Raw genomic sequence first — 14,738 nt, 5'->3', positions numbered from 1 at the left:
TGGTTTCGGTGACTGACCCCGGTGGAGGACAGCACGGTGTACTGACCTCACTCCACGTGAACAACTCATGAACGAGCCCGGGCCGCCGCACACGATCTGGCTTGATCAGAACGACCCACGATACGAAGAAGAGAGCCACTCATGGACTTCCTTCGCCCCGCCAGCTGGGAGGAGGCGCTCGCCGCGAAGGCCGAGCACCCCACCGCTGTGCCGATTGCGGGTGGCACCGATGTGATGGTCGAGATCAACTTCGATCACCGCCGGCCCGAGTACCTCCTCGACCTGAACCGCGTCGGCGAGCTGAGCGAGTGGGAGGTCGGCGAGGAGAGCGTGCGCCTGGGCGCCTCCGTCCCGTACACCCGGATCATGGAGAACCTGCGCGGCGAGCTTCCCGGCCTGGCCCTGGCCTCCCACACCGTGGCCTCTCCCCAGATCCGCAACCGTGGCGGTGTCGGCGGCAACCTCGGCACGGCCTCCCCGGCCGGCGACGCCCACCCCGCCCTCCTCGCGGCCGGCGCCGAGGTCGAGGCCGAGTCCGTACGGGGAACGCGCCTGATCCCGATCGACACGTTCTACACCGGCGTGAAGCGCAACGCGCTCGCGCCCGACGAGCTGATCCGCGCCGTCCACATCAAGAAGGCCGACGGCCCCCAGCAGTACTCCAAGGTCGGCACCCGCAACGCCATGGTGATCGCGGTCTGCGCCTTCGGCCTGGCCCTGCACCCCGAGACGCGTACGGTCCGCACCGGCATCGGCTCCGCCGCGCCCACGCCGGTCCGCGCCAAGGCGGCAGAGGAGTTCCTGAACGCCGCGCTCGAGGAGGGCGGCTTCTGGGACAACGGCAAGATCATCACCCCGTCGGTCGCCAAGCAGTTCGCGGACCTCTGCTCCGCCGCCTGCAACCCGATCGACGACGTCCGGGGCACCGCGAGCTACCGGCGCCACGCGGTCGGCATCATGGCGCGCCGCACCCTGACCTGGACCTGGGAGTCGTACCGCGGCACTGACGGCCAGACATTCCAGAAGGACGGTGTCGCGTAATGCGTGTCAATTTCACGGTCAACGGCCGTCCCCAGGAAGCCGACGACGTGTGGGAGGGCGAGTCCCTGCTGTACGTGCTGCGCGAGCGGCTGGGCCTGCCCGGCTCCAAGAACGCCTGCGAGCAGGGCGAGTGCGGTTCCTGCACGGTCCGCCTCGACGGTGTGCCGGTGTGTTCGTGTCTGGTCGCGGCCGGCCAGGTCGAGGGCCGCGAGGTGGTCACGGTCGAGGGCCTCGCGGAGTTCGCCAAGCAGCGCGCGGAGCACGGCGGTTGCGCCACCGGCTCCTGCGGCACCTCGCTGGACGAGGCCAGGCGCTGGGAGTCGAAGCCCCAGGACTCCCACACGGGCGAGGGCGGACAGCTCTCTCCGATCCAGCAGGCGTTCATCGACGCCGGCGCCGTCCAGTGCGGCTTCTGCACCCCGGGTCTGCTGGTCGCCGCCGACGAGATGCTGGAGCGCAACCCCACGCCGACCGACGCGGACATCCGCGAGGCGCTCTCCGGCAACCTGTGCCGGTGCACCGGCTACGAGAAGATCATGGACGCGGTCCGCCTCGCGGCCGCCCGGCAGTCCGAGGCGGTCTGACCATGGGAACCACGGGTACACCCACCAACCTCACGCAGGGCTCCAAGACCAGGGGCGGCATCGGCGAGTCGACGCTCCGCCCGGACGGCATCCTCAAGGTCACCGGCGAGTTCGCGTACTCGTCCGACATGTGGCACGAGGACATGCTCTGGGGCCAGATCCTGCGCTCCACGGTCGCCCATGCCGAGATCGTCTCCATCGACACCGGCGAGGCCCTCGCGACGCCCGGCGTCTACGCCGTCATGACGTACGACGACCTGCCGACCGAGGTGAAGAACTACGGCCTGGAGATCCAGGACACCCCGGTCCTCGCGCACGGCAAGGTCCGCCACCACGGTGAGCCGGTCGCGATCGTCGCCGCCGACCACCCGGAGACCGCGCGCCGTGCCGCCGCCAAGATCAAGGTGGAGTACCGCGAACTGCCGGTCATCACGGACGAGGCGTCCGCGACCGCGCCGGACGCGGTCCTGATCCACGAGGGCCGCGACGACCACCACATCGGCCACGTCCCGCACCCCAACATCGTGCACCGCCAGCCGATCGTCCGCGGCAACGTCGAAGAGGCCGCCAAGAAGGCCGACTTCATCGTCAAGGGCGAGTACACCTTCGGTATGCAGGACCAGGCGTTCCTGGGCCCCGAGTCCGGTCTCGCCGTGCCCGCCGAGGACGGTGGCGTCGACCTCTACATCGCCACCCAGTGGCTGCACTCCGACCTGCGCCAGATCGCGCCCGTCCTGGGCCTGCCCGAGGACAAGGTCCGGATGACGCTCTCGGGCGTCGGCGGCGCGTTCGGCGGACGCGAGGACCTGTCGATGCAGATCCATGCCTGTCTGCTCGCCCTGCGCACCGGCAAGCCCGTCAAGATCGTCTACAACCGTTTCGAGTCCTTCTTCGGGCACGTGCACCGCCACCCCGCGAAGCTCTCCTACGAGCACGGGGCGACCAAGGACGGCAAGCTCACCCACCTGAAGGCCCGGATCGTCCTGGACGGCGGCGCCTACGCCTCCGCCTCCCCCGCGGTCGTCGGCAACGCCTCCTCGCTGGGCGCGGGCCCGTACGTCGTCGATGACGTCGACATCGAGGCCATCGCCCTCTACACCAACAACCCGCCCTGCGGCGCCATGCGCGGCTTCGGCGCGGTCCAGGCCTGCTTCGCCTACGAGGCCCAGATGGACAAGCTCGCCGACATGGTGGGCATGGACCGGGTGGCCTTCCGTCAGCTCAACGCGATGGAGCAGGGAACCGTCATGCCGACCGGACAGGTCGTCGACTCGCCGGCCCCGGTCGCCGAACTCCTGCGCCGGGTCAAGGCGATGCCGCTGCCGCCGGAGCAGCAGTGGCTCAGCGCCGGCGAGGCGGCCGACGTACGGCAGCTGCCGGGCGGCCTCTCCAACACCACGCACGGCGAGGGCGTCGTACGCGGTGTCGGCTACGCGGTCGGCATCAAGAACGTCGGCTTCTCCGAAGGCTTCGACGACTACTCGACGGCCAAGGTCCGCATGGAGGTCGTCGGCGGCGAGCCGGTCGCGACCGTGCACACCGCGATGGCTGAGGTCGGCCAGGGCGGCGTCACCGTCCACGCGCAGATCGCCCGCACCGAGCTGGGCGTCACCCAGGTGACCATCCAACCGGCCGACACCCAGGTGGGCAGCGCCGGTTCGACGTCCGCGTCGCGGCAGACGTACGTCACCGGTGGCGCCGTCAAGAACTCCTGCGAACTCGTCCGCGAGAAGGTCCTGGAGCTGGGCCGCCGCAAGTTCGGTACGTACCACCCCGCTTGGGCGACCGCGGAGCTGCTCCTGGAGGGCGGCAAGGTCGTCACCGACGGCGGCGAGGTCCTCTGCGACCTGGTGGACGTGCTCGGCGACGAGTCCGTCGAGATCGAGGCCGAGTGGCGGCACCGCCCGACCGAGGCCTTCGACCTCCGCACCGGACAGGGCTTCGGCCACGTCCAGTACACGTTCGCCGCGCACCGCGCGGTGGTCGAGGTCGACACCGAGCTCGGGCTGGTCAAGGTCATCGAGCTGGCCTGCGCCCAGGACGTCGGCAAGGCGCTCAACCCGCTGTCCGTCATCGGCCAGATCCAGGGTGGCACCACCCAGGGCCTGGGCATCGCGGTCATGGAGGAGATCATCGTCGACCCCAAGACCGCGAAGGTGCGCAACCCCTCCTTCACGGACTATCTGATCCCCACGATTCTCGACACGCCGACCATCCCGGTCGACGTGCTCGAACTCGCCGACGACCACGCCCCGTACGGGCTCCGTGGCATCGGAGAGGCCCCGACCCTGTCGTCCACCCCGGCCGTCCTCGCGGCGATCCGGAACGCGACGGGTCTGGAGCTCAACAGGACGCCGGTACGTCCCGAGCACCTGACCGGCAAGTAGTTCTCTGTTCGTCTCGGGCCGTCCCCCGGGTCGTGCACCATCCCAAATCCCGTAGCAACCACCGTGGTTGCTGACGCGGGTGCCCCTGTGAACCTTGGGAGATGGCACCATGACCCAGCAGTCAGTGGAGCCCAGGACCGTCGCCGACGACGCGGGTGCGGGTACCCGCGTCCCGGCCGGGCGGTCCTGGCTCGACCGTTACTTCCACATATCCCAGCGGGGATCCACGGTCGCGCGTGAGGTGCGCGGCGGCGTCACCACCTTCATGGCGATGGCGTACATCCTCCTGCTCAACCCCCTGATCCTGTCCGGCAAGGACGCGGCGGGGCACACGCTCGGCCAGAACGCGCTGATCACCGCGACCGCGTTCGCGGCGGCCTTCAGCACACTCCTGATGGGCTTCTTCGGCAAGGTTCCCCTGGCCCTCGCCGCCGGACTCTCCGTCTCCGGAGTGCTCTCCTCGCAGGTCGCTCCGCAGATGACCTGGCCGCAGGCCATGGGCATGTGCGTGATGTACGGAGCGGTCATCATGCTCCTGGTCGTCACCGGCCTGCGCGAGATGATCATGAACGCGATCCCGCTGGCGCTGAAACACGCCATCACCATGGGCATCGGCCTGTTCGTCGCGCTGATCGGCTTCTACAAGGCCGGTTTCGTGCACCAGGGGAAGTCCACCCCGGTCACTCTCGGCCCGGCCGGTGAACTCGCCGGCTGGCCGGTCCTGCTCTTCGCCGCCACGCTGCTCGCCATCTTCATGCTGCAGGCGCGCGGCATCCCCGGCGCGATCCTGATCGGCATCGTCGGCGGCACCGTACTCGCCGTGGTCCTCAACGCGCTCGGCGTCATCGCCCCCAAGCAGTGGGCGAGCGGCGCCCCCGAACTGCACGGCAGCGCGGTCTCGTTGCCGGACTTCTCGCTCTTCGGCAAGGTCGAGTTCGGCGGCTGGGGCGATGTCGGAGTGATGACGGTCGGCATGATCGTCTTCACGCTGGTCCTCGCCGGGTTCTTCGACGCGATGGCCACCATCATCGGCGTCGGCACGGAGGCGGGGCTCGCCGACGCGCAGGGCCGGATGCCGGGTCTGTCCAAGGCGCTGTTCATCGACGGCGCGGGCGGAGCGGTCGGCGGGGTCGCGGGCGCGTCGGGCCAGACGGTCTTCGTCGAGTCCGCGACCGGGGTCGGCGAGGGTGCCCGTACGGGCCTCTCCTCCGTCGTCACGGGTCTGTTCTTCGCGGCCTGTCTCTTCTTCACCCCGCTGACGGCGATCGTCCCCGGCGAGGTCGCGGCGGCGGCACTGGTCGTCATCGGCGCCATGATGATGATGAACGCCCGCCATGTGGACTGGGCCGACCGCGCCACCGCGATCCCGGTCTTCCTGACCGTCGTCGTCATGCCGTTCACGTACTCCATCACGGCGGGCGTCGCGGCCGGAGTGCTGTCGTACGTCGCCATCAAGATCGCCCAGGGCAAGGCCCGGGAGATCGGGGCGTTCATGTGGGGCCTGGCGGCGGTCTTCCTCGTCTTCTTCGCCCTGAATCCGATCGAGAGCTGGATGGGCGTGCACTGACACGCCTCTTGCGGTCCACGACCCTCCACGCACCCCCTGTTAAGGAGACCGAGACATGCTGGACATCGCCGAAGAGCTGCACCGGTGGGTCGAGCAGGGACGCGATTTCGCCGTGGCCACCGTGGTGGCCGTCAGCGGCAGCGCGCCCCGCCGGCCCGGCGCCGCACTTGCCGTCGACTCCGACGGCACGGCGATCGGCTCGGTCTCCGGCGGGTGCGTGGAGGGCGCGGTCTACGAACTGTGCCGGCAGGCGCTCGAGGACGGCGAGAGTGTCCTGGAGCGCTTCGGATACAGCGACGAGGACGCCTTCGCCGTCGGTCTGACCTGCGGCGGCACCATCGACATCCTCGTCACACCGGTCCGCGCGGGCGACCCCGCCCGGGCGGTGCTCGGCTCCGCGCTGGCCGCCGCCGCGAGCGGGGAGGCGGCGGCGGTCGCGCGGATCGTCAGCGGTCCCGCCGAACTCAGGGGCCGGGCGCTGCTCGTCCGCCCCGACGGCTCGTACGAGGGCGGCTTCGGCGCCCATCCGGAGCTGGACCGCACGGTGGTCGGCGAGGCGGGCGCCTTCCTGGACGCGGGCCGCACCGGCACCCTGGAGATCGGAGAGCAGGGCTCTCGTTGCGGAGCACCGCTCACGGTTCTCGTCGAGTCGTCCGTGCCGCCCCCGCGCATGATCGTGTTCGGTGCGATCGACTTCGCGTCGGCGCTGGTCCGCATGGGCAAGTTCCTCGGATACCGCGTGACGGTGTGCGACGCCCGCCCGGTCTTCGCGACCGCCACCCGCTTCCCCGACGCCGACGAGATCGTCGTCGAGTGGCCCCACACGTACCTGGAGCGCACGGAGGTGGACGCCCGGACCGTCCTGTGCGTCCTCACCCACGACGCCAAGTTCGACGTACCGCTGCTGCGGCTCGCGCTGCGGCTTCCGGTCGCGTACGTCGGCGCGATGGGCTCCCGGCGCACCCACCTGGACCGCAACGACCGCCTGCGCGAAGTCGGCGTCACCGAGCTGGAGTTGGCGCGCCTCAGGTCCCCCATCGGCCTCGACCTGGGCGCCCGCACCCCGGAGGAGACGGCCCTGTCCATCGCCTCGGAGATCGTGGCCAACCGGCGCGGGGGGAGCGGGGTGTCGCTCACCGGGGCACACACGCCGATCCACCACGACGCGATGTCGGTTCCGGCGCGGCGGATCGGGTCGGTGGCCTGAGCCGCGTCGGCGACGGGGGAGTGCGGGGGTGATGCGGCCGCCGGTCGGCTACTGGGGGGCCGGGCCCGGCAGTTCCCGGTCCCCGGAGGTGAGCTCATCGAGGTCCCGGGCGAACTCCTCGGTGTCCAGGAGCGGAAGGTCCAGGACATCGGTGGGCAGCCCTGTCGGGCCCTCCGGACCGAACAGCGACTGCTCGGTCCAGATGCACTTTCCGGTCGCCGTGTAGCGGGTACCCCAGCGCCGGGACAGCGCCGTGACGAGTTGCAGTCCGCGTCCGCCTTCGTCGGTCTCCGACGCCCGGCGGATGCGCGGCACGGTCAGACTCCCGTCGAAGACCTCGCAGACCAGCTCGGGTCCGTGCAGCAGGCGCAGTCGCACGGGTCCCTTCGCGTGGCGCACGACGTTGCCGACCAGTTCGCTCGCGAGGAGTTCCGTGGTCGGCGTCAGGTCGTCCAGGTCCCAGGTGTGGAGCTGCTCGCGGATGTGGCGGCGGGCCTGCCCGGCCGCTCGTGGGTCCTCGGGGAGCAGCCAGGAAGCCATGTTGTCCTCGGTCAGCGCGTGCAGGCGGGCGATGAGGAGGGCCGCGTCGTCGGCGGTGGAGTGCTCGGAGGGGAGCAGTCCTGCGGTGACGGTGTCGCAGAGGCGCTCCAGGTCGGCCGCCGTGTCGCCGGGACCCTCGTGTGCGGCTCGCAGCAGCCGGGCGAGTTCGGCCATGCCGTCGTCGATCTCGCGGGTGGCCGACTCGACCAGGCCGTCGGTGTAGAGGACGAGCAGGCTCCCGTCCGGCACCGTCATCTCGAAGGTCTCGAAGGGCGGCTCCGCCGCGCCGAGCGGCGGATCGGGGGCGACCTCGGGGAAATGCACACTGCCGTCGGGGTGGACCAAGGCGGGCGGGGGGTGCCCGGCGCGGGCGAGGGAGCAGATCTGGGTGGTGGAGTCGTAGAGCGCGTACAGGCAGGTGGCGTAGGACTCCTTCGCCATGCCGCCGACGATGTCGTTGAGGTGGCTCATGATCTCGTCGGGGGGAAGCTCGAGGTCGGCCAGGGTGTGGACCGCTGTGCGCAGCCGCCCCATGGTGGCCGCCTCGGGCAGCCCGTGGCCCATCACGTCACCGACGACCAGGGCTACCCGACCGCCGGAGAGAGGGATGATGTCGTACCAGTCGCCGCCGACGTCCATGCCCTGTCCGGCGGGGAGATAGCGGGCGGCCGCGGTGCACGCCGGCAGTTCGGGCAAGCCACTGGGGAGCAGACTGCGCTGGAGTTCCTGGGAACGGGTGTGCTCGGCGTCGTAGAGCCGGGCCCGCTCCAGGGCCTGGGCGACGAGGGCGCTGATCGCGGTCAGCAGGGTGCGCTCCTCGTCGCCGAGACGGCGCGGCCGGTCGAAGGAGACCACGCACGACCCGAACGTGTGCCCGGACACGGTCAGCGGCATGAACGCCCAGGACTGCTTGCCCGCCTGGCGCGGCCGGACGGCGAGTTCGGGGTAGCGGGCCCTGTACTCGGCGGCTGAGGAGATGAACAGCGGCGTGCCGGTCAGGATCGGGTCCCAGACCGGGTCGCGGGCCACCCGCATACGGCCGTTGATCGTGTCGAGGAAGGTGGGCGGATAGCCGACGGCGCCGACGTTGTACGTCCGGTCGCCCTCGATGGCCTGAACCAGGAGGCCGGTGGCGCCGAACGGCGGCAGCACGTGCTGCGCGACCGCGTCCACCACGTCCCGGGAGGTCGCCGCCTTGGCGAGGGACTCGGTCAGCTCGGCGATCCGGGCGGCGCGCTCGGCGGCGGCCTGCTCGGCGGCGGACCGTTCGTCCTCGTGCCGCCGGATCTCGGTCACGTCGGTGAAGTAGAGGGTGAGGCCGTCGGCTCCCGGGACCAGCCGCAGGTGGAGGCGGCGCCCGGTGTTCGGAGCATCCACGTCGAAGCCGGCGGGCTGTTGCGCGGCGGCGGCCTCCCGGCAGCGCTTCTCCAGATCGGGGACCTGCCGGACGGAGGGAAGCTCCCACATGACGCGGCCGAACAGCTCCTCCTCGGAGGAGCCCAGCATGCGCTCGGCCGCCAGGTTCAGGAAGGTGATCCGCCAGCGTTCGTCCACGGCGAGGAAGCCGTCACTCATATGGCGAAGAGCCCGGCTGAGCGCGTCGCGGGCGGAGCGTGACTCGTTGCTCTCCCATCCCACGCCGACCATCCGTAGGGGTTCGCCCTGAGCGTTGTACGTCGCCCGGGCGCGGGCCCGGGTCCATCCGTAGGTGCCGTCCAGGCGGCGCACCCGGTACTCGGCCTCGAACACCGTGCGGTCCCGGAGCGCCTTCTCCGCCGCCCCCAGGGTCGGCGCCAGGTCGTCGGGGTGGACGATCCTCATCCAGTCCTCGATCCTGCCGGTGAACTCGGCCGGCCTGGTGCCGTAGATCTCAAGGGCGGCCTCGTCCCAGACCAGCTCGCCGGTCTCGATGTTCCAGTCCCACGAGCCGACCCGGACCTCCTCCAGAGCCTGCCGCAGCCGGTCACCGCTCAGTTCCTCCCGGGGCGGCCGAGCGGGCGGCGGTGCCTGCCGCATGCGCTCCTCGGTCCAGGCGATCACGGCCTGAAGGAAACCCCACTGCTCGACGGTGGGCTCCCCCTGGTCGCCCATCACCACGGTGAGCGCGCCGATACCGCGATCGCCGCTGAACACCGGCACGGCCGCCAGCCCGGTCCCGGGCCATGAGACCGCACCGGATCCGGGCTGTTCGCCGGATCCCGGCGCAATCCACACACCGCGGCCCTGGTGCAGGGCCCGGGCCGGGGCCAACGGGCCTTCCTGGTCGATGATCTCCCAGGGCCGGGTGAGGACCGCGGGAAGGCCGGCCGCCGACACCAGGCGCAGCGCGGACATGGGGCCCCGCAGATGGATCATTCCCCCCAGGGCGCCCAGCTCGCCCACCGCGTGCTGGAGCGCCAGCCGGAAGATCTCACTCTCCGTGACACCGCGGTCCACCGCGCTGAGCAGAGCCAGCCGTGTATTCATGATGTAAAGACTACAATTCCCGCGTTTCATGCACCGGCGTGCGACCCGCCGCGGGCACGGAGCGTCAGGATCTTGGGGAAGCCGGCCGCAGCAGCCCTTCCACCGCTCGCCCGAACATCCACCGCCCCGCCCACCCCAGCGGCCGGTCGAAGAACCGCGGCAGCCACCGCACGTTCAGGTCCTCCCGCCAGAGCACCCGCGAGCCCCCGCCCGCCACCGCACGGACCTCGATCTCGGCCCACCCCGTGACGAACGTGCCGCGCTTGACCAGTCGGCACCTCCCCGCGCCCCCGTCCCGGGGCGGCCGCCAGGTGACGACCTCCATCGGGTCGTCGAAGAACAACGGGCCCGCCCCCGACCGCGCGACGAACACCGTGCCCTCGCCGGTCGGCGGCGGCGTGCGCACGGTGACCCGGGTCAGCGGGACGACGGCGGCATGCCGGGGCCAGTCGGTGAGGCGACGCCAACTCTCTTCGACGGGAGAAGGGGACGCGCGTTCCAGCTGGAAGAGGACCACGGCCCGATCGTAGGCGGCCCGACCGTCCGTCCCACTCACCCGCAGCCGCCCTGCGACGCGAGGGGCCGTGGCGGTGCGTCGCAAGCCCGTCGCTCACGTTCGGATCGAGCAGCGGCTCCCTTGCCCGGCCCACGTCTGATCCGGCGGCGACGGGCGCGGCGTACCAGCACGGCCCCGACCCACCCACGACCCCGCGGGTCAGCGCGGCGCGGCCGCGTCCGTCTTCCGGCGGTGCCGCCCCACGTCGTAGAGCTGCCCGAAGTACGGCCCCTCATCGTCACTGGCGTCGAGAGCGGCCAGGATCTCGTCCCCGCGCGGATCGTCGCGCAGGGCCAACTGCACGGCCGCGGTGACCCGTACGTCCTCCGTCTCGTCGGTGAGGCACGCCGCGAGCGCGTCCGCGACCTCGGAATCCGCGGGCCCGGAGACCAGCGCGGCGCAGGCCCCCCGGCGGACCTCGGCCACCTCGTCCCGGGTGCACGCGAGGACCGTGGCCAGGGCGTCACGACGCCCGGCGTCGACTCCGTACCGCAGACCGAAGACCGCCCACCCCCGGACCCTGCTGTCGGCATGCCGGGCGAGGTCGTGCAGGGGCCGCTCGGCGCGTGGATCCAGGGCGCCGGACAGTCCCGCGGTCAGGGGTCGCAGCACGCGCGGATCCGGTTCACGCGCGGCCCACGGCAGGAAGAGATCGACCAGCGGGGCGTCGTACGGTGCCTCGTCGCTGTAGTCGAAGAGGTTGAACAGCCGGAGCACTTCCGCACCGAAGTACCGCTCCCGCGGGTCCGGCCGGTCCCGCAGGGCGGTGGCCATGTCCCACGTGGCGCGATCGCGGCGCTGCTGGAGGACATCCGTCGTCACCCACCAGATCTCGTGGTCGACGTCCGGTTCGGCCAGCGCCCTCGACAGCAGCTCGGTGAACGAGGTCCTGATCCCGTACCGGGGCTCCAGCGCCGTCAGGATCGCGCCGTGCCCGGTACGGACCGTCAGGCCGGCCAGCGTCAGCTCCTCGACGCTCACCCCGTGCTCGTCCCGAACCGTCTCGCGCCGCACCGTTCCCGCCGAACCGCTCCTGCGGCGCAGCTCGGCCACGGCATCCGTCTCGTGCCAGGACCGGGCCAGCGCGAGGGCGTCGCGTCCTTCAGGGTCCTTGTGCCACAGCTGCGCCCCATGGTTGATGAGCGCGTTCACGATGTCGGAGGCGCCACGGTCGACCGCCCGCAGCAGCGGGGTCCGGCCGTCCACGACCCGGTCCAGCCGGGCGGAGCGCATCAGGACCTCGACAGCGGCCAGGTCGAAGCCGTCCACCGCCAGGCAGAGCGCGGGCGTGCCCCGGTCGTCGACGGCGTCGGGATCGGCACCGGCGTCCAGGAGGGCCGTCACCGCCTTCACGTCCCCACTCCGCACCGCCGCCGTCAGCGACTCCCCGCCCATGCGCCCCCGCTTCCCTCACCAAAGCCCCGCCGCACGAGACCGACGGCACGAGATGCTAACCGCGCCGCCCGACCGCCCGCCCGTCGATTTCGACCAGCCCACGGACAACTCCCGCTCGTTCCCGTGCTGTTGACACACCGTCCGCCAGACACCAGGCTATCCGGGGAGCACTCCCCGTTTGCACCGCACCCCCCGTGATCAACCGGTCCAGAGATCCAAAGACCCAAAGACCCAAAAGACGCCAGAGACCCAGAGATCCAAAGACCCAGAGAGCAGGAGTCCACGTGCCGGACCAGCCCCACGTCATCGACCCCGCGGGCGCCGACCTCCACGGTGAGGCGGAGCTGCTGCGCGAGCGCGGTGCCGCGGCCCTCATCGAACTGCCGGGCGGGATAAGGGCCTGGGCGCCCACCCAGTACGAGATCCTCAAGCGGCTCCTGGCCGACGACCGGGTCTCCAAGGACCCCAACCAGCACTGGCCCGCCTGGATCAGCGGCGAGTACCGCGAGAGCTGGATCACCCTCTGGGTCGGCGTGACCAACATGTTCACCGCGTACGGCGCCGACCACCGCAGGCTGCGCAAACTCGTCTCGCCCGCGTTCACCAAACGCCGTACGGACGCGCTCAAGCCCCGCATCGAGGAACTCGCCGCCACCCTGCTCGACCGGATGGCCGAGGCCCCCGACGGGCGGGTCGACCTCCGGTCCGCCTACGCGCACCCGCTCCCGATGCAGGTGATCTGCGAGCTGTTCGGCCTGCCCGAGGACCGGCGCGCCGACACCGCGCGCCTCATCGAGGCCAACATGGACACCACCATCACGCCCGAACAGGCCATGGCCACCTACCGGGAGATCCACGAACTGCTCGCCGGACTGGTCGCCGCCAAGCGTGAGCGGCCGGGCGACGATCTGACGACCGCCCTGATCGCGGCCCGGGACGAGGAGGGTTCGCAGCTCGCCGAGAGCGAACTGATCGACACCCTCCTCCTTGTCATCGGCGCGGGCCACGAGACCACGGTCAACCTGATCGGCAACGCGGTCCACGCCCTGCTGACCCACCCCGAGCAGCTGCTCCGGGTGCGCGGCGGCGAGATCCCCTGGAGCGAGGTGATCGAGGAGACCCTCCGCTGGGCGCCCTCCATCGCCAACCTCCCGCTGCGGTACGCCGTCGAGGACATCAAGCTCCCCGACGGCACGCTGATCGCTCGGGGCGACGCGATCCTGGCGACGTACGCGGCGGCCGGGCGCGACCCCCTGCGGCACGGTGAGAGCGCGGGCCGCTTCGACCTCGGCCGCGCGGACAAGGAGCACCTCGCCTTCGGCCACGGCGTCCACTACTGCATCGGTGCCCCGCTGGCCCGCCTGGAGGCGTCCCTCGCGCTCCCCGCGCTCTTCGCCCGCTTCCCGGACCTGAGCCTCGACGGCACCAGCGGCCCGGCCCGCCTCGCCGAGTCCTTCATCGGCCATGGCTACCGGGTACTGCCGGTGCAGCTGGGCTGACGCGGCGCGGCGGTCAAGGGCGGTCAGCGGCGGTCAGGGGCGGTCGGGGGCCGTCAGGGGGCGGCAGACGGTACCTGGCTTCGCCTTCCGGCGCCGGCAGCTGCGGTCTGTTCAGACGTCCAGCAGCGCCTGCGCCCGCACCGGCAGCCCGCTCTCGAACGACCGGTTCGCGGCGAGGCCCGTCACCAGGGACCGTGCCCCGTCCACCGCGTCCGCCGCCCGCCCGAGCGGATCGGCCCCGTCCGTCCGCTCCCCGAACAGATCGGCCAGCATGCGGACGTCCCCGCCGCCGTGGCCTCCCTCGCCCGTCGGCACCTTCACCTCCTGCGGTGGCTCCCAGAAGCGGCGCAGCAGCAACTCCGTGCGCCCGGCCTCGTCGCCCACCGCCGCGCCGTGCATCACCGGGCCCGAGGTCCGCGTCCGTACCGGGGGCCTCGACCACGTGGACTCCTCCACGAGGAGTTCGAGCCGTCCCTCGCTGCCGTTGAAGCAGACCCGGTAGCCCTCCCAGGGCGCGTACGCGGTCAGGTGGTAGGTGAGGGTGGCACCGGACGCGTAACGGACCAGGACCGCCATGTCGTCCTCGATGGTCACCCCGGGCCCGAACACGTTCTGGTCCCGGTGGTAGCCGTCCTCGTGCTCGGCGTCGAGATACAGCGCGCGCAGTGCCGGTGAGTCCGCCAGGTGTACGGCGAAGGGGTCGTCCCGCGCCGCCGGGGAGCCGTGGGCCCGGGTGTACGGGCGGGCCAGGTCGCGGCGTTCGCCGGCCGTGTCGCCGTAGAAGAAGAGGCCGCCCTGCGCGTAGACGGTCTCGGGGCGGGTGCCCAGCCACCAGTTGACCAGGTCGAAGTGGTGGGTCGACTTGTGGACCATCAGGCCGCCGGAGTTCGCCTTCTCGCGGTGCCAGCGGCGGAAGTAGTCGGCGCCGTGCCGCAGGTCGAGCAGCCACTCGAAGTGCACCGAGCCGACCTCGCCGATCCCGCCGGACGCGAGGATCTCCCGTACGGCCGAATGCACCGGGTTGTAGCGGTAGTTGAAGGCGACGCGGACCTCGCGGCCGGTGCGCCGCCGGGCGTCCAGGATGCGGCGGGCGCGGTCGGCGTCGGTGGTCATCGGCTTCTCGGTCACCACGTCGCAGCCCGCCTCCAGGGCGCGCACGATGTACGCGTCGTGGGTGCGGTCCACGGTGCACACCACGACCAGGTCGACGCGCTCGCGGCGCAGCATCAGGTCGAAGTCCTCGGCCGCGTACGCCGGTACGGGCGCCCGGCCGGGGTGGGCCGCCGCGATCCACTCGTTGTGCACCGCCATGCGGTGGGTGTTCACGTCGCAGAAGCCGACGAGGTCGACGCGGTCGGCGTGCGGGCCGGTCAGCGCCTCGGTGTACAGCTGCGCGCGGGCGCCGAGGCCCACCACGGCCGCGCGGCGGCGTGGGGAGGCGGGGGTCATACGGTCTCCGTCCGTCCTGGGGATCCGTGCTGCCGATCCGTGTACGG

At 71.5% G+C, this 14,738-nt stretch carries 10 protein-coding genes; 6 read left to right on the top strand and 4 right to left on the bottom strand.

The features are described 5' to 3' along the window. Positions 1–141 precede the first annotated feature (141 nt). The 5 genes from ACIRA5_RS26625 (at position 142) to ACIRA5_RS26605 (ending at position 6,786) form a co-directional block, all read left to right on the top strand. Positions 142–1,041, top strand: coding sequence for an FAD binding domain-containing protein (locus ACIRA5_RS26625; protein ID WP_403694376.1), 900 nt, complete (start codon positions 142–144; stop codon positions 1,039–1,041). Next, the gene (locus ACIRA5_RS26620; protein ID WP_060901054.1) at positions 1,041–1,625 is read left to right on the top strand and encodes a (2Fe-2S)-binding protein; all 585 of its coding nucleotides are present in this window, start codon (positions 1,041–1,043) and stop codon (positions 1,623–1,625) included. Before ACIRA5_RS26625 ends, ACIRA5_RS26620 begins: the two co-directional genes overlap by 1 nt. A gap of 2 nt (positions 1,626–1,627) precedes the next feature. Then, the gene (locus ACIRA5_RS26615; RefSeq protein WP_403694374.1) at positions 1,628–4,012 is read left to right on the top strand and encodes a xanthine dehydrogenase family protein molybdopterin-binding subunit; all 2,385 of its coding nucleotides are present in this window, start codon (positions 1,628–1,630) and stop codon (positions 4,010–4,012) included. Positions 4,013–4,121: 109 nt separating this feature from the next. Further along, on the top strand, positions 4,122–5,579 hold the full coding sequence (locus ACIRA5_RS26610; RefSeq protein WP_403694370.1) for an NCS2 family permease: 1,458 nt from the start codon (positions 4,122–4,124) through the stop codon (positions 5,577–5,579). A 55-nt stretch (positions 5,580–5,634) separates the two neighbouring features. After that, positions 5,635–6,786, top strand: a complete 1,152-nt coding sequence (locus tag ACIRA5_RS26605) for an XdhC family protein (RefSeq protein WP_403694368.1) — start codon at positions 5,635–5,637, stop codon at positions 6,784–6,786. Between the two features lie 48 nt (positions 6,787–6,834). Here ACIRA5_RS26605 and ACIRA5_RS26600 read toward each other — a convergent pair whose 3' ends face one another. The 3 genes from ACIRA5_RS26600 to ACIRA5_RS26590 form a co-directional block, all read right to left on the bottom strand. After that, a complete protein-coding gene (locus ACIRA5_RS26600; protein ID WP_403694366.1) occupies positions 6,835–9,792 on the bottom strand; it encodes a SpoIIE family protein phosphatase in 2,958 nt (985 codons plus the stop codon). Positions 9,793–9,856: 64 nt separating this feature from the next. Beyond that, complete coding sequence (locus tag ACIRA5_RS26595; RefSeq protein ID WP_403694364.1) at positions 9,857–10,309, bottom strand: SRPBCC family protein; 453 nt, start codon at positions 10,307–10,309, stop codon at positions 9,857–9,859. Between the two features lie 198 nt (positions 10,310–10,507). After that, positions 10,508–11,743: an ankyrin repeat domain-containing protein gene (locus tag ACIRA5_RS26590; protein ID WP_403694361.1), complete on the bottom strand. Its 1,236-nt coding sequence runs from the start codon at positions 11,741–11,743 to the stop codon at positions 10,508–10,510. 284 nt (positions 11,744–12,027) lie between these two features. On the opposite strand from ACIRA5_RS26590, the gene ACIRA5_RS26585 reads away from it, so the two are divergent. Next, positions 12,028–13,242 carry a cytochrome P450 gene (locus ACIRA5_RS26585; RefSeq protein WP_403694358.1) on the top strand — a complete coding sequence of 405 codons (1,215 nt, stop codon included), beginning with the start codon at positions 12,028–12,030 and terminating at the stop codon, positions 13,240–13,242. Between the two features lie 111 nt (positions 13,243–13,353). On the opposite strand, the gene ACIRA5_RS26580 is transcribed toward ACIRA5_RS26585, so the two are convergent. Then, positions 13,354–14,691, bottom strand: a complete 1,338-nt coding sequence (locus ACIRA5_RS26580) for a Gfo/Idh/MocA family protein (protein ID WP_403694356.1) — start codon at positions 14,689–14,691, stop codon at positions 13,354–13,356. Between the last annotated feature and the right edge of the window lie 47 nt (positions 14,692–14,738).

The organism is Streptomyces sp. NPDC096311 (assembly GCF_044763085.1).
GTDB lineage: Bacteria > Actinomycetota > Actinomycetes > Streptomycetales > Streptomycetaceae > Streptomyces.
Note: the sequence above shows the minus strand (reverse complement) of the source record. Positions and strands in the feature narration are given on the sequence as shown.